The sequence below is a fragment of the Streptomyces sp. NPDC086080 genome (assembly GCF_044540255.1).
Taxonomy (GTDB): Bacteria; Actinomycetota; Actinomycetes; order Streptomycetales; family Streptomycetaceae; genus Streptomyces.
The window spans coordinates 1-15,178 of the sequence record NZ_JBITRU010000071.1 but is presented as its reverse complement, the minus strand read 5'-3'; the positions used below and the strand labels follow the sequence as shown (position 1 = coordinate 15,178).

General features: G+C 70.3%; 14 protein-coding genes. 8 read left to right on the top strand and 6 right to left on the bottom strand.

Going from position 1 to position 15,178, the window contains the following annotated elements:
- Nucleotides 1–207: 207 nt before the first annotated feature.
- Nucleotides 208–1,113 (bottom strand): ribokinase, encoded by a 906-nt coding sequence (locus ACIF9R_RS37480; protein ID WP_399987483.1) that lies wholly within the window; start codon nucleotides 1,111–1,113, stop codon nucleotides 208–210.
- A 23-nt stretch (nucleotides 1,114–1,136) separates the two neighbouring features.
- Nucleotides 1,137–1,289, bottom strand: a complete 153-nt coding sequence (locus ACIF9R_RS37475; protein WP_399987487.1) for a hypothetical protein — start codon at nucleotides 1,287–1,289, stop codon at nucleotides 1,137–1,139.
- A gap of 211 nt (nucleotides 1,290–1,500) precedes the next feature.
- Between ACIF9R_RS37475 and ACIF9R_RS37470 the strand changes: the two genes are divergently transcribed.
- Both ACIF9R_RS37470 and ACIF9R_RS37465 read left to right on the top strand, forming a co-directional pair.
- Nucleotides 1,501–1,887 (top strand): type II toxin-antitoxin system RelE/ParE family toxin, encoded by a 387-nt coding sequence (locus ACIF9R_RS37470; protein ID WP_399987485.1) that lies wholly within the window; start codon nucleotides 1,501–1,503, stop codon nucleotides 1,885–1,887.
- Nucleotides 1,884–2,222, top strand: a complete 339-nt coding sequence (locus tag ACIF9R_RS37465; protein ID WP_037935478.1) for an XRE family transcriptional regulator — start codon at nucleotides 1,884–1,886, stop codon at nucleotides 2,220–2,222. Before ACIF9R_RS37470 ends, ACIF9R_RS37465 begins: the two co-directional genes overlap by 4 nt.
- 261 nt (nucleotides 2,223–2,483) lie before the next feature.
- On the opposite strand, the gene ACIF9R_RS37460 is transcribed toward ACIF9R_RS37465, so the two are convergent.
- On the bottom strand, nucleotides 2,484–2,900 hold the full coding sequence (locus ACIF9R_RS37460) for a hypothetical protein (protein ID WP_399987481.1): 417 nt from the start codon (nucleotides 2,898–2,900) through the stop codon (nucleotides 2,484–2,486).
- 168 nt (nucleotides 2,901–3,068) lie between these two features.
- On the opposite strand from ACIF9R_RS37460, the gene ACIF9R_RS37455 reads away from it, so the two are divergent.
- The gene (locus tag ACIF9R_RS37455; RefSeq protein ID WP_399987479.1) at nucleotides 3,069–3,611 is read left to right on the top strand and encodes a DapH/DapD/GlmU-related protein; all 543 of its coding nucleotides are present in this window, start codon (nucleotides 3,069–3,071) and stop codon (nucleotides 3,609–3,611) included.
- A 382-nt stretch (nucleotides 3,612–3,993) separates the two neighbouring features.
- Entirely contained in the window at nucleotides 3,994–4,587 is a 594-nt protein-coding gene (locus tag ACIF9R_RS37450; RefSeq protein WP_399987477.1) for a hypothetical protein, read from the top strand.
- Nucleotides 4,588–4,752: 165 nt separating this feature from the next.
- Here ACIF9R_RS37450 and ACIF9R_RS37445 read toward each other — a convergent pair whose 3' ends face one another.
- On the bottom strand, nucleotides 4,753–5,841 hold the full coding sequence (locus ACIF9R_RS37445) for an epoxide hydrolase family protein (RefSeq protein WP_399987475.1): 1,089 nt from the start codon (nucleotides 5,839–5,841) through the stop codon (nucleotides 4,753–4,755).
- Nucleotides 5,842–5,938: 97 nt separating this feature from the next.
- On the opposite strand from ACIF9R_RS37445, the gene ACIF9R_RS37440 reads away from it, so the two are divergent.
- The 3 genes from ACIF9R_RS37440 (at nucleotide 5,939) to ACIF9R_RS37430 (ending at nucleotide 10,251) form a co-directional block, all read left to right on the top strand.
- A complete protein-coding gene (locus ACIF9R_RS37440; RefSeq protein WP_399987473.1) occupies nucleotides 5,939–6,415 on the top strand; it encodes a MarR family winged helix-turn-helix transcriptional regulator in 477 nt (158 codons plus the stop codon).
- A gap of 39 nt (nucleotides 6,416–6,454) precedes the next feature.
- Entirely contained in the window at nucleotides 6,455–8,743 is a 2,289-nt protein-coding gene (locus ACIF9R_RS37435) for an ATP-dependent RecD-like DNA helicase (RefSeq protein WP_399987471.1), read from the top strand.
- A gap of 218 nt (nucleotides 8,744–8,961) precedes the next feature.
- On the top strand, nucleotides 8,962–10,251 hold the full coding sequence (locus tag ACIF9R_RS37430) for a citrate synthase (protein WP_399987469.1): 1,290 nt from the start codon (nucleotides 8,962–8,964) through the stop codon (nucleotides 10,249–10,251).
- Between the two features lie 742 nt (nucleotides 10,252–10,993).
- Here the strand turns inward: ACIF9R_RS37430 and ACIF9R_RS37425 are convergent.
- Together ACIF9R_RS37425 and ACIF9R_RS37420 are read right to left on the bottom strand one after the other, a co-directional pair.
- The gene (locus ACIF9R_RS37425) at nucleotides 10,994–13,273 is read right to left on the bottom strand and encodes a heavy metal translocating P-type ATPase (RefSeq protein WP_399987467.1); all 2,280 of its coding nucleotides are present in this window, start codon (nucleotides 13,271–13,273) and stop codon (nucleotides 10,994–10,996) included.
- Between the two features lie 141 nt (nucleotides 13,274–13,414).
- A complete protein-coding gene (locus tag ACIF9R_RS37420; protein WP_399987465.1) occupies nucleotides 13,415–13,654 on the bottom strand; it encodes a heavy-metal-associated domain-containing protein in 240 nt (79 codons plus the stop codon).
- Nucleotides 13,655–13,916: 262 nt separating this feature from the next.
- On the opposite strand from ACIF9R_RS37420, the gene ACIF9R_RS37415 reads away from it, so the two are divergent.
- Nucleotides 13,917–14,960, top strand: coding sequence for a zinc-dependent alcohol dehydrogenase family protein (locus ACIF9R_RS37415; protein ID WP_399987463.1), 1,044 nt, complete (start codon nucleotides 13,917–13,919; stop codon nucleotides 14,958–14,960).
- The last annotated feature ends 218 nt before the right edge of the window (nucleotides 14,961–15,178 follow it).

Here is a 15,178-nt window from a genome sequence, read left to right as displayed (position 1 = left end):
GCCCGCGAGGTCTACCGCGCCCTGACCACCACACCAACGGAACGAATCACCCAAACCGACCTTGCTCCAGTGGCTTGACAAGCATAGGAGCATCCGGACGCCACCCCAGTGAGGCCCGGCTGCCACCAGGCCGGCCTCACCGAGGAGTTGCTCGCCCCACATGGGTTTTCGTGCGGCTTTCTGCCGGTTCAGGATTCCCTGCTCTTCTCACAGGGCAGCGACCTCTTCCGCCGTCGGGAAGGACACCTGCGCGCCTCCCTTCGTGACCGTCGCCGCTCCCACCCGGGCCGCGTACGCCGCCGCCTCGGCGAGTGGCTCGCCCGCGCCGAGGCGCCAGGCCAGGGCGGCCGTGAACGCGTCGCCCGCGCCGGTGGTGTCCACGGCGTGCACCGCGACGGACGGCACCCGGGCGACGCCCTCCGCGGAGGCCACCAGCGCACCCTCCGCGCCCAGCGTCACCACCACCGAACGCGGCCCCTTGGCCAGCAACAGCCGTGCCCAGTCCTCGGGTTCGTCGCTGATTCCGCCCGCGTCGCCCAGGATGACCTTCGCCTCGTGCTCATTGACGATCAGCGGGTCGCAGGCCGCCAGCACCTCGGCGGGAAGGGGCTGCGGCGGGGACGGGTTCAGTACGAACCGGCTGCCCGGGACCAGGCTCCGCACCACCTCCCCGACCGTCTCCAGCGGGATCTCCAGCTGGGTGGACACCACCCGGGTGGCGTGGAAGAGGCTCGTGGCCGCCCGCACGTCCGCCGGCGTCAGCCGGCCGTTGGCGCCCGGGGAGACGACGATGCTGTTGTCCCCCGACGGATCCACCGTGATCAGCGCGACCCCGGTCGGCGCCCCGCCCACCAGCACACCCACCGTGTCCACCCCGGCGGCCCGCTGCGAGTCCAGCAGCAGCCGCCCGTGCCCGTCGTCACCCACCCGCGCCAGCAGGACCGTACGGGCACCGAGCCGGGCGGCCGCGACCGCCTGGTTCGCGCCCTTGCCGCCCGGGTGGACGACAAGGTCGGACCCGAGCACCGTCTCCCCGGCGCCCGGCCGCCGCTCGACACCGATCACCAGATCGGCGTTGGCCGATCCGACGACCAGGAGGTCGTAGTCGTACATGAATTGCTCCCCGATCCCGGACGTCAGCCCTCGAAGTCGGCGACGTTCTCCTTGGTGACCGCCTTCACGGGCACCTTCACCATCTTCTCCACGTTCTTGCCGTCGGCGGCGCGTAACGCGTTCCGCACCGCGATCCGGCCCAGTTCCATCGGCTGCTGCGCGACGGAGGCGTACAACGTGCCGGCCTCGACCAGGCGTGGCGCGCTCAGCTCTCGTCGACACCGATCCCTGAACCTTCCGGGCGAACGCCAGGATGGCGTTCCGCCTCGTGATCTACGGGGGCGGGCCACACCACTGGCAGGTCTTGTCCGAGCCTGCCCGGCGTGCACTCCGAGCGTCGGCTCCTACCGGGTCGGCCACCACAGTGAGGTTAACCCTTGCATTAATATTGTGGCCGTGGCTCAATGGGAAGTGGTTCTCGTCGGGGAGGTCGCGGCGTGGTTCGAGGCGCTGGCCGAAGAGGACTGGGACAGCTCTGAACAGGTAGAAGACGCCATCGACATGTTGGCGGCAACGGGCCCGACGCTCGGCCGTCCGCTGGTGGATCGGATCAAGGGTGCTGAGAACCATCATCTGAAAGAGTTGAGGCCAGGATCATCCGGGAGCAGTGAGATCCGCATCCTCTTCGCCTTCGATCCGGTGCGCCGGGCAGTCCTGCTGGTGGCCGGTGACAAAGCCGGAAACTGGCAGCGCTGGTACGACATCAACATTCCGCTTGCCGAAGAGCGGTACCAGGCACATCTGGTCGGTCTTGAAACCAGGGAGTACGAATGAGCACCGTGAGCTGGGAGGAGACCAAGCGCAGGGCGCGCGAGCGGCGTGCGGCCTCGGGGTTGCCGGTGCGGTCGCCTCAGGAGAAGCAAGCGGCCATGGACCGATTGACCGCCGAAGTGCGTGCTCACAAGCTCGCGGAGGTCAGGCGTGAGCAGGCGTTGACTCAGCGCCAAGTGGCCGCGTCGATGGGAGTCTCGGCGCCGCGGGTCTCCGCCATCGAGCACGGTGAGCTGGATCGCGCGGAGGTCGCGACTCTCCGGGCCTACGTGGAAGCGCTCGGCGGTCGCTTGCGGGTGGTCGCAGACTTCGGGGACGCGGAGTACACCGTCGCCTGAGACACGCGCCCAAGCTCTCGTCAACCAGCAAGGCCCAGGTCGCTGACCTGGGCCTTCTTCATGGGCGGGCAACGAGAATCAGACTCGTGTTCTCAGCTTGGGGAGCTACGGTCAATTGGGGCCGGTCCGGGCGCTGACCTGGATGAACGGATCGACTTCGCCCTCGTCGGACTGGGCACGTTCACCGCTGTTCCCCGCTCGACCCGGTGCGCTTGTGGTGCAATCTTGTGACCGGATGGGACACGAGTCGTGTGGGGTCCGTCACCCGGCGGCCGGGTGTTCCCTGTCGTACTGCCGGCGCCACAGCGTGCACCACCGGTGGTCGTCCGCGAAGGTGTCGTCTCCTACTCGCCCGATGGCCTCGGCGGTGCGCGGGTCGTCGCGCAGGGCGAGGCCGTAGGCGGCCTCCAGGCGGGTGAGGTGCCGTCCTCGTCCAGCAGCGTGAACAGGGCGTCGGCGACCGCGGGGGACCCGTGCGTCGGGGTGACTCACGTGGCGCAGCCCGGCGACCTCCAGGCCTGAATGCTCGTACCCGGCGAAGGCTTCCAGCACCTTCGCGAGCATCTCGACGTCCGTCCCCACCGCGTCCCACGCCCCGATGCGCAGCGTGCCCGGCGGCGACCAGCGCACGCGCAGGGCGGCGGGGCTCGGCTCCCGGCCCGCCGGGGCGACGGTCACCCGGGGCTTCGAGGAGGTGGACGCCGGCTGCTGGGCGGACAGCGGCGACGTCTCGGTGTACGCCTCCCGGACCTGCCGGTCACTCGGTGGAGGCCGACACGGTCGTGAACAGCCGTGCGGTGCCGGGTGGTTAGATGATCGATCCGTTCCGCAGAGAGGATCTGCAGCATGCCCAGCGACCGTCTCATGCGCATCCGCAGCGCCGAGTTCCAGGCCATGGCCGACAGGGTCCTGCGGGTCACCGAACTCACCTCCCGCCTGAACGTCCTGCCTTTCGGGGATGAAGCGGGCAAGGCGCACCTGTTCGAGCAGATCCTCGGCAAGCCCTTGCCGCCGAGAGTCACGATCTATCCGCCCTTCTACACGGACCACGGCCTGAACCTCGATCTCGCCGAGCGCGTCTTCATCAACCAGAACTGCACATTCCTGGACTACGCCGGTATCCGGCTCGGCGAGCGCGTGATGATCGGACCCAAGGTCACGTTCATCACCAGCGGCCACCCCGTTGATCCCGAGGAGCGGCGGCTGTACCTCACCGGCGCGCCCATCGACGTGGCGGAGAACGTGTGGATCGGTGCGGGTGCCACGATCCTGCCCGGCGTCAGCATCGGCCGTGACGCCGTGGTCGCCGCCGGTGCGGTCGTGGCCGAGGACGTTCCGCCGGCAAGCCTGGTGACCGGCAGCAAGGCAACCGTGCACCGGACGTGGTGACGGCCGTTCAGGTCCACGCCGGGCCTCACTGTGGGCCTCGCTCCTCGACTCCACGAAACTGATCACCCAGGCGCGCGGACAGGGTAGTGCAGCGGCCGGCAGGCCATCCGATTATTTCGGTCTTTTCCCTCTGTGTCGCTCAAGGCCCGCTACGCTCGCATGATTCATGAAAGCCTGCGATGCGATGGTCTGTTGCGGTCCGTGCGCATCCGCTCAGCAGCCGGGGGGAACCGTGCCTGAACCAGATGGCGTGCGATCACGTGGCAGTGCACCGGGGGGAACGACGCCGGAGGGCAATGGCCCCGCAGGCGCGCCCGGCCCCGCGGACGGGGAGCGTGGTGGTCATCCGCGTCACCGCTTCGAACGGGTTCGAGCCGCTGCGTTGACCGCGACGGCAACGATTATCGCGGCAGCGATCACCGCAGGGGTCGCCATCCTGACCGACACCGTCCGCGTGGATGTGGGTGCACCCGAACCCACGCCCACGGTGACGGTCACCGAAACCAAGCAGACGAGATCGTCGTCCGAACCCACAACGGAGCCGACGACAGGCGATCCCGTCGACGACGTCGTGCCGGCCCAGGACTCTGTCCTTCGCTCCGGTGAGGGAATCGACATGGTCGCGGACATCAGCCTCGATCTCGATTCGGACGCCCCCAACTGGGACGCCAGGACCTTCACCCACAAGGGAGCGGACCTCTACCTGGACCCGAACGGGTTCGGCGGAGGGCTGGACGCTCCCCGGCTGATCGTGACGACGGGCAAGGAGCGCTCCCCGACGACGTGCTACGCACAGACGGCGCTGGTAGGGACGATCGAGTGGGACGACCTGAGGTCGGGTGTCACGGCCTGTGTGGTGACGACAGAGCGGCGCTGGGCCTGGGTCGAAGTGCGCAAGTACGCCCCCGATCCCTTGAAGCTCACCGTGGACGTGGTCGTCTGGAACGCGGTGGTCTCCACGCCTGATGAGACGTGACCCGAGAGCGCGGGTGCGGTGGGCGATGACCCGCTGCCACACCGTTGGTAAGGCCCGGGAGATACGGCCGTGGATGGCGGACGACCGGGTCCCGCCGTGGCCGGAGAAGCATTCGGCCGAAACCCGTGGATGGGGTTTCCCGGCAAGCCCCGTACAAAGCAGCTTTCAACCTGCCCCGCCGAGGGCGACGAAGAAGTCCCGGACGTCCCCCGCGAGGAGGTCCGGGACTTCCATCGCGGCGAAGTGGCCGCCGCGCTCGAACTCCGTCCAGTGCCGGACGTCATACAGCCGCTCGGCCAGCGGTCGCACCGACTGGGTGATGTCGTGCGCGAACACCGCCACACCCACCGGCACCGGGCACGGCTCGGTGCGTCGCGCCGTCTCGCGGTGCAGCCGTGCCGAGGAGGCCGCGGTGGCGGTGAGCCAGTAGAGGGATACGTCGGTGAGTATCCGCTCGTCGCTGACCGGTGAGCGGGGGTCGGTCCACTGTGCGAAGCGCTCGGCGATCCAGGCGAGCTGGCCCACGGGTGAGTCGGTCAGCGCGTAGCCGATGGTCTGCGGGGTGGTGGCCTGCAGCGCCTGGTACGGCGGGCGGTGGGCCATCAGGTGCCGGACCTTGTCCAGCCGGGCCTCGTCCGTGTCCGAGAGGGCGACGCCGGCGGCCGGGTCCGGCCGGGTGGGCAGGTAGTTGACGTGCACTCCGACGACCTGTTCAGGTGCCACCGCACCGAGCGCCAGGGAGATGCCCGAGCCGAAGTCACCGCCCTGCGCGCCGTAGCGCTCGTAGCCCAGGCGGCGCATCAGCTCGGCCCAGGCCCGGGCGACGTGGATGATGTCCCAGCCGCGCCGGTGGGTCGGGCCCGAGAAGCCGTATCCCGGGATGGACGGAATCACCAGGTGGAAGTCCCGCGACAGCGGCTCGATCACGTCGAGGAACTCCAGGAACGAACCGGGCCAGCCGTGGGTGAGGAGCAGCGCGAGCGCGTCCGGCTTCGCGGACCGCACGTGGACGAAGTGGACGGTCTGGCCGTCGATCTCGGTGGTGCAGTGCGGGAGTTCGTTCAGCCGGGCCTCGTGCGCACGCCAGTCGTAGCCGGTGCGCCAGTACTCGGCGAGCTCCTTCAGCCGCGCCAGCGGGAAGCCGTAGTCCCACCCGGCGTCGGCGACCTCGTTGGGCCAGCGGGTGCGGGAGAGGCGGTCGGTGAGGTCGTCGAGGTCGGCCTGGGGGATGTCGATGCGGAACGGCTTGATCACGGTCTCACTCCGAGAGTAATGGTTTGGGAGACGAACGTTCGTGCCACTAATGAAGTTAGGCTGTTAGTGTCACTAACACAAGACGTGGAGGAAGCCCGTGAGCCCGACCCCCGAGCCCGCCCCGGCCCGGCTGCGCGCCATCCCCAGCCGCCTGCTGGCCGGGGCCGCGCTCGCCGCCGACCGGCTCGTCAGTGAACGCCTGGCCGCCGAAGGCGCCCACAAGTGGCACTTCGCCGTGCTGGTCACGCTCGCCGAGGCCGGCGCCGCCAGCCAGGCCGAGCTCAGCCGCAGCACCGGCATCTACCGCAGCGACATGGTCGCCGTCCTCAACGCACTGGCGGACACCGCGTGCGTCCGCCGCGACCCCGACCCCGCCGACCGCCGCCGCAACGTCATCACCCTCACCCCCGCCGGCCGCCGCCGCCTCGAACGCCTCGACGCGCTCATCGACGACGCGCAGCGCGAACTCCTCGCCCCCCTGGCTCCCGGTGAGCGGGACGAACTCACCCGCCTGCTCACCGCCGTCACCGAGCACCACCGCCCCGCGCACCCCCGCCCGGACGAGACGCGGTAGCCCCGCCCCCCTGTCACACCCCACCGGTACCGTCGGATCATGTCCAACCCGTCACCCACGGCCCCCGGCGACCAGCGTCGGCTCGCCACGCTCGAAGGCGTGCTGGAGCGCATCACGTACGCCAACGAGGAGAACGGCTACACCGTCGCCCGCGTCGACACCGGCCGAGGCGCCGCTGACCTGCTCACCGTCGTCGGCGCGCTGCTCGGCGCGCAGGTGGGGGAGTCGCTGCGGATGGAGGGGCGCTGGGGGTCGCACCCGCAGTACGGGAAGCAGTTCCACGTCGAGAACTACACGACCCTCCTCCCGGCCACCGTGCAGGGCATCCGCCGTTACCTGGGCTCGGGTCTGGTCAAGGGCATCGGGCCGGTCTTCGCCGACCGGATCACGCAGCACTTCGGGCTGGACACCCTGAAGATCATCGAGGAGGAGCCCAAGCGGCTCATCGAGGTGCCGGGGCTCGGGCCCAAGCGGACGAAGAAGATCGCCGACGCCTGGGAGGAGCAGAAGGCGATCAAGGAGGTGATGCTGTTCCTCCAGACCGTGGAGGTGTCCACCTCCATCGCCGTGCGCATCTACAAGAAGTACGGCGACGCCTCGATCTCCGTCGTGAAGAACCAGCCGTACCGGCTCGCCGCCGACGTCTGGGGCATCGGCTTCCTCACCGCCGACAAGATCGCCCAGTCCGTCGGCATCCCGCACGACAGCCCCGACCGGGTGAAGGCCGGACTGCAGTACGCGCTGTCGCAGGCCACCGACCAGGGGCACTGCTATCTCCCCGAGGAGAAGCTGATCGCCGACGCGGTGAAGCTGCTGCAGGTCGACACCGGGCTCGTGATCGAATGCCTCGCCGAACTCGCCGCCGAGCCGGAGGATCCGGGGGAGGACCCCGGGGTCGTGCGCGAGAAGGTGCCCGATCCGCAGGGCGGTGATCCCGTCACCGCCGTCTTCCTCGTCCCCTTCCATCGGGCCGAGGTCGCCCTCGCCGCCCAGCTGCGGCGGCTCCTGCGGACCGACGAGGACCGGATGCCGGCGTTCCGGGACGTGGCCTGGGACAAGGCGCTCGGCTGGCTGAAGGGCCGTACCGGCACCGATCTCGCCCCCGAGCAGGAGGCCGCCGTCAAGCTGGCGCTGAGCGAGAAGGTCGCCGTGCTGACCGGTGGGCCGGGCTGCGGCAAGTCGTTCACCGTGCGGTCGATCGTGGAGCTGGCCCGCGCCAAGAAGGCGAAGGTGGTGCTCGCCGCCCCGACCGGCCGCGCCGCCAAGCGGCTCGCCGAGCTGACCGGGGCCGAGGCCTCCACCGTGCACCGGCTGCTGGAGCTCAAGCCCGGCGGCGACGCCGCCTATGACCGGGAGCGGCCGCTGGACGCCGACCTGGTGGTGGTCGACGAGGCCTCCATGCTGGACCTGTTGCTCGCGAACAAGCTGGTCAAGGCGGTGCCTCCGGGCGCCCACCTGCTCTTCGTCGGGGACGTCGACCAGCTGCCCAGCGTCGGGGCGGGGGAGGTGCTGCGGGATCTGCTCGCCGACGGCAGCCCCGTGCCCGCCGTCCGGCTGACCCGGGTCTTCCGCCAGGCGCAGCAGTCCGGCGTGGTGACCAACGCCCACCGGATCAACGCCGGGCAGCACCCGGTCACGGACGGGATGAAGGACTTCTTCCTCTTCGTCGAGGACGACACCGAGGAGGCCGGCCGGCTCACCGTCGATGTCGCGGCCCGGCGCATCCCGGCGAAGTTCGGCCTCGACCCGCGCCGTGACGTGCAGGTCCTCGCGCCCATGCACCGGGGACCGGCCGGTGCGGGCACGCTCAACGGGCTGCTCCAGCAGGCCATCACCCCCGGCCGCCCCGACCTCGCCGAGAAGCGGTTCGGCGGCCGGGTGTTCCGCGTGGGCGACAAGGTGACCCAGATTCGCAACAATTACGAGAAGGGGGAGAACGGAGTCTTCAACGGCACCGTGGGCGTGGTCACCTCGCTCGATCCGGTCGACCAGCGCCTGACGGTACTGACCGACGAGGACGAGGAGGTGCCGTACGACTTCGACGAGTTGGACGAACTGGCGCACGCCTACGCCGTGACCATCCACCGTTCCCAGGGCAGCGAGTACCCGGCGGTCGTCATCCCGGTGACCACCGGCGCCTGGATGATGCTCCAGCGCAATCTGCTCTACACGGCGGTCACCCGGGCCAAGCGGCTGGTCGTCCTCGTAGGTTCCCGCAAGGCGATCGGGCAGGCGGTGCGCACGGTCTCGGCGGGCCGCCGGTGCACGGCCCTGGACTTCCGCCTCGCCGGTCCGACGACCTCTCAGCGGGCCGATGCGGCCCTGTGAGCGCTCTGTCACCAAAAAATGATCGATCAAATGAGTCACGAAGGTCACAGAGGCCTTCCGGATCGCGAACGCAACGGGCAGGATGGGCAAGTTGGCGGCACTCAGTGCCGCGAATAGGCCCGATGGTCGACCCCGAGTGCACCCTCCTGCGCCAAGTGGGGGATGGTGGAGACATCAGGGCACCTCGAAGATGAGGCACTAGGTCGGTGAGGGAAGACGTGAGCGACAACTCTGTAGTACTGCGGTACGACGGCAGCGAGTACACCTACCCGGTGATCGACAGCACTGTCGGTGACAAGGGCTTCGACATCGGAAAGCTCCGCGCCCAGACCGGTCTGGTGACGCTGGACAGCGGCTACGGCAACACCGCCGCCTACAAATCCGGGGTCACCTATCTCGACGGCGAGGGCGGCATCCTCCGGTACCGGGGCTACCCGATCGAGCAGCTCGCGGAGCGCTCCACCTTCCTGGAGGTCGCCTACCTGCTGATCAACGGCGAATTGCCGACGGTCGACGAGCTGGCCGCGTTCAAGGGCGACATCACGCAGCACACCCTGCTGCACGAGGACGTCAAGAACTTCTACAAGGGCTTCCCGCGCGACGCCCACCCGATGGCCATGCTGTCGTCGGTCGTCTCGGCGTTGTCCACGTTCTACCAGGACAGCCACAACCCCTTCGACGAGCAGCAGCGCAACCTCTCCACCATCCGCCTGCTGGCCAAGCTTCCGACGATCGCGGCGTACGCCTACAAGAAGTCGGTCGGCCACCCGTTCGTCTACCCGCGCAACGACCTCGGCTACGTCGAGAACTTCCTGCGGATGACCTTCTCCGTCCCCGCGCAGGACTACGAGCTCGACCCGGTCGTCGTCTCCGCCCTGGACAAGCTGCTCATCCTGCATGCGGACCACGAGCAGAACTGCTCGACCTCCACGGTGCGTCTGGTCGGCTCCTCGCAGGCGAACATGTTCGCCTCGATCTCCGCCGGCATCTCCGCCCTGTGGGGCCCGCTGCACGGCGGCGCCAACCAGTCGGTGCTGGAGATGCTCGAGGGCATCCAGGCCGCGGGCGGCGACGTCGACTCCTTCATCCGCAAGGTGAAGAACAAGGAGGACGGCGTCCGTCTGATGGGCTTCGGCCACCGGGTCTACAAGAACTTCGACCCGCGCGCCAAGATCATCAAGGCCGCCGCGCACGACGTGCTGTCCGCCCTCGGCAAGTCCGACGAGCTGCTGGACATCGCGCTGAAGCTGGAGGAGCACGCGCTCTCCGACGACTACTTCGTCTCGCGCAGCCTGTACCCGAACGTCGACTTCTACACCGGCCTGATCTACCGGGCCATGGGCTTCCCGACCGAGATGTTCACGGTCCTGTTCGCCCTCGGCCGCCTCCCGGGCTGGATCGCCCAGTGGCACGAGATGATCAAGGAGCCGGGTTCCCGCATCGGCCGTCCGCGTCAGATCTACACGGGCGTCGTCGAGCGCGACTTCATCCCGGTCGAGCAGCGCTGACACCGTGCCGGTGAGGCGTGCGCGGTGCGCCGTGCGCCTGATAGCTCGTTGCTGAAGGGGTGTGGGCGGCTGCCGGCCGGTCCGTGGCCGGTCGCGCAGTTCCCCGCGCCCCTTCAGGCATGCTGCCGAGCCGCAAGCCGCAAGCCGCAAGCCGCAAGTCGAAGCCGCGAGCCGCGAGCCGCGAGCCGCACGGAAGACCGCGCCCTCGTCGGTGTGATGTACGTACGGCAGCAAAGGAGAAGGCGCCCCGGCCGCCGGTCCCCCCACGGGCCGACGTACCGGGGCGCCCTCCCATGTCCCGGTGCGGATTCCCCCCACGGGATCCGGCCGGGCGCTTGTGAGAACAGCGCCTGAATCGCTGTGTGAGCACGGACGGACCTGAACCCGCCGCACTCGTCGGTGTGCGGTCTGCCGGGACAACGCACGTTCGGGAGGGCCGCTCAAAGCTCCCCGGCGGGTACGTGCCCCGGCAACGCAATCTCTGGGTAAGTCCCCCAAGACATCCCCAGCTGTCAGGAAACGCCCCCCAAGACGCTGCCTGACAGTGCCAACTTAGACCTTCGAACCCCTTCGATGGTTACCTTCAGATCACTGTGATCTGCGTCTCTTGCGTATCTCCCCAACCTGCGCAGGGGCCCGCAAACCGCTCACGGGACTCAAGCGTAAGGAAGATGCGCGAGCCGTGTGAAGAGCTTATGTGAGGGTCCTATCGGACTCCAGGGGTTCAGCCCAACTTGAGACCTCAATGAAACGCCCGCAGCCGCAGACTGTTCGTCACCACGAAGACCGAGGAGAACGCCATGGCGGCACCGGCGATCATCGGGTTCAGCAGCCCCGCGGCGGCCAGCGGCAAGGCGGCCACGTTGTAGCCGAAGGCCCAGACGAGATTGCCCTTGATGGTGGACAGGGTCCGGCGGGACAGCCGTATTGCGTCCGCCGCCACCCGCAGATCGCCCCGCACCAGGGTCAGGTCGCCCGCCTCGATCGCCGCGTCCGTGCCGGTGCCCATGGCGAGACCCAGATCGGCGACAGCCAGCGCCGCCGCGTCGTTGACGCCGTCGCCGACCATGGCGACGCTGCGCCCCTCGGCCTGCAGCTTCCGTACGACCTCGGCCTTGTCCTCGGGCAGCACCTCGGCGAACACCTGGTCGACGTCGATGCCCACCGTCCGCGCGACCGCCTCCGCCACCGCCCGGTTGTCGCCGGTCAGCAGGACCGGCGTGAGCCCGAGCGCGCGCAGTTCACGCACCGCCTCGGCGCTGGTCTCCTTCACGGTGTCGGCGACCGCGAGGACACCGCGCGCCACCCCGTCCCAGCCGGCCACCACGGCCGTACGCCCGGCACGCTCGGCCTCGTCCTTCGCCCGGGCCAGCTCGGGCGGCAGCTCCCCGGAGAAGTCGGCGAGCCGCCCCACGGCCACCTCGTGGCCCTCCACGCGCCCGCGTACGCCCCGCCCGGGGACGTTCTCGAAGCGCTCGGCCTCCGGCAGCGCACCGGCACGCTCCTCGGCGCCCGCGGCGATCGCCTGCGCGACGGGGTGCTCGGAGGCGTGCTCCAGGCCGCCCGCCAGCCGCAGCAGCAGCCGCTCGTCCTCCCCCTCGGCGACGTACACCTCCTGGAGGGACATCCGCCCGGTGGTGACGGTGCCGGTCTTGTCGAGCACGACGGTGTCGACCCGGCGGGTGGACTCCAGCACCTCCGGGCCCTTGATGAGGATGCCGAGCTGGGCACCGCGCCCCGTGCCGACCATCAGCGCGGTCGGCGTGGCGAGGCCCAGGGCGCAGGGGCAGGCGATGATCAGGACGGCGACGGCCGCAGTGAACGCGGCGACCGTGTCGCCCGTGGAGCCGAGCCACAGACCGAAGGTGCCGGCCGCGATCAGCATCACCACCGGGACGAAGATCCCGGAGATCCGGTCGGCGAGCCGCTGCACCTGGGCCTTGCCGTTCTGCGCCTCCTCGACCAGCTTCGCCATCCGGGCGAGCTGGGTGTCGGCGCCGACCCGGGTGGCCTCGACGACGAGCCGGCCGCCCGCGTTGACCGTGGCGCCGGTGACGGTGTCGCCGACGGTGACGTCCACCGGGACGGACTCGCCGGTCAGCATGGACGCGTCCACGGCGGAGAAGCCCTCGATGACCGTGCCGTCGGTGGCGATCTTCTCCCCGGGACGTACGACGAACCGGTCGCCCACGGCCAGCCGCTCCGCCGGGATCCGCACCTCGCGCCCGTCACGCAGGACGGCCACGTCCTTGGCGCCCAGTTCCATCAGCGCCCGCAGGGCCGCACCCGCGCGGCGCTTGGAGCGGGCCTCCAGATAGCGGCCGAGCAGGATGAACACGGTGACGCCCGCGGCCACCTCCAGGTAGATCATCGAGGCCCCGTCGGTGCGGGAGACGGTGAGCTCGAAGGGGTGCCGCATACCGGGTGTGCCCGCGTCGCCCAGGAACAGCGCCCACAGGGACCAGCCGAACGCGGCGAGCGTGCCGACGGAGACCAGGGTGTCCATGGTGGCCGCGCCGTGCCGGAGGTTGGTCCAGGCGGCCCGGTGGAAGGGGGCGGCGCCCCACACCACGACGGGTGCGGCGAGGGTGAGCGAGAGCCACTGCCAGTGGTCGAACTGCAGAGGCGGGATCATCGCCAGCAGGACGACGGGCAGGGCGAGCAGCGTGGAGATGGTCAGCCGCCGGCGCAGGGCGGCCAGTTCGGGGTCGGCCTGCGGGGCGCCGCTCTCGTCGTCCCCCTCCCGCGCGGGAGCGGGCGGCGCGGGTTCCTCGGCGGTGTAGCCGGTCCGCACCACCGTGGAGATCAGGTCGGCGACCTCGACGCCCGGCGGGTAGGTGATCCGGGCCTTCTCCGTCGCGTAGTTCACCGTGGCGGTGACGCCGTCCATGCGGTTGAGCTTCTTCTCGACGCGGGCCGCGCAGGAGGCGCACGTCATCCCGCCGATGAGCAGCTCGACCTGCGCGGCGGCCGGCTGCTGCTCGGCGGCGGCCGGCGCCTCGCGGGCAGTGGTGCTGGTCATGTCCGTACTCCAGGAACGTCCGGGAACCGGTGCGGGAGGGGGCGTGCGTCGGCCGTACGGAACGGGTGGTCCGGTACGGCCGGCGCACGCCGGGCGGTGGGTGCGCGGCCCCGGTTCGGGCGGCCGCGCCGCCGCCTCGCGTCAGACCGTGCCGGCCAGCTCGAAGCCGGCCTCGTCCACAGCCGCGCGGACGGCCGCCTCGTCGAGCGGGGCCGCGGAGACCACGGTCACCTCACCGGAGGACGCCACGGCCGCCACCGAGCTGACGCCCGGGATCGCGGAGATCTCACCGGAGACGGCACCCTCGCAGTGCCCGCAGCTCATTCCGCTCACCTTGTAGACGGTGGTGACGGAACCCTGGATGTCGGTCTGGGAGGTCATGTCGTTGCTCCTCGTCGGGGCGTAGGGATGGGGTTGTGCTGACAGGAGGGACCCCAGGGGGCCACTACAGTCAGACTATACCCCTAGGGGGTATAAATCCATGACGATGAGGGCGGGATCGCGGGCATGTCCGCGTCGGCGGGCGTCGGCTCCGGACGTGCGGGCTGGGTGTCCCAAAGGCCTCCTCGTGACCGTACGCCCCCGCCCGGGGGTTACCGTTCCGCCGGAAGCGACTGACGCTCACCGGAAGGCGGGACCAGGCATGCGAGCGGTGGTGTTCGAGCGGTACGGGGAACCGGCCGAGGTGCGGGAGGTCGCGGACCCGGAGCCCGCGGAGCGCGGAGTCGTGGTCCGCGTCGAGGCCACCGGCCTGTGCCGCAGCGACTGGCACGGCTGGCAGGGCCACGACCCGGACATCACGCTTCCGCACGTCCCCGGCCATGAACTCGCCGGAGTCGTCGAAGCGGTCGGCGCGCGGGTCACCGGCTGGCGGGCCGGGGACCGGGTCACCGTGCCGTTCGTCTGCGCCTGCGGTTCCTGCCCGGCGTGCGCGGCCGGCGACCAGCAGGTGTGCGAGCGGCAGACCCAGCCCGGCTTCACCCACTGGGGCTCCTTCGCCCACTACGTGGCGCTGGACCACGCGGACGTGAACCTCGTCGCGGTCCCCGACGGCATGTCGTACGCGACCGCCGCCTCGCTCGGCTGCCGTTTCGCCACCGCCTACCGGGCGGTGGTGCAGCAGGGCCGGGTGGCGGCGGGGGAGTGGGTCGCCGTGCACGGCTGCGGCGGGGTGGGCCTGTCGGCGGTGATGATCGCGGCGGCCGCCGGCGCCCGGGTCGTCGCCGTGGACGTATCGCCCCAGGCCCTCGATCTGGCGCGACGGTTCGGCGCGGCGGAGTGCGTGGACGCGTCGGCGGTACGGGACCCGGCCGAGGCGGTCCGCGATCTCACCGGCGGCGGCGCCCACCTGTCCCTCGACGCCCTCGGTGCCCCCGCCACCTGCGCCGCCTCGGTGAACGGCCTGCGCCGCCGGGGCCGCCACGTCCAGGTCGGCCTGCTGCCCTCACCGACGGGCACCACACCGGTCCCCATGGCTCGCGCCATCGCCCTGGAACTCGAACTCCTCGGCAGCCACGGCATGGCCGCGCACACCTACCCGCCGATGCTGGAACTGGTCCGCGCGGGGATGCTCCGCCCCGACCTCCTGGTGACGTCCGTGATCGGTCTGGACGCGGCGCCCCAGGCCCTCGCCGCCATGGGAACGGCACCGGGCGCCGGCGTCACGGTCATCGAACCGTGGAGCTGACGGAGCTGACGGAACTGACGGAACTGACGGAATCGGCGGAATCGGCGGAACCGATCCCGTCCCCGCACACGGCTGTGCCCCGCCCGGTGAGGGCGGGGCACAGCGGATTCCGGCGTTTCTCCCGGGGATGCTCCTATGCTTGTCAAGCGGCAGGAGCGAGGTCGGTTTGGGTGATTCGTTCCGTTGGTGTGGTGGTCAGGGCGCGGTAGACCTCGCGG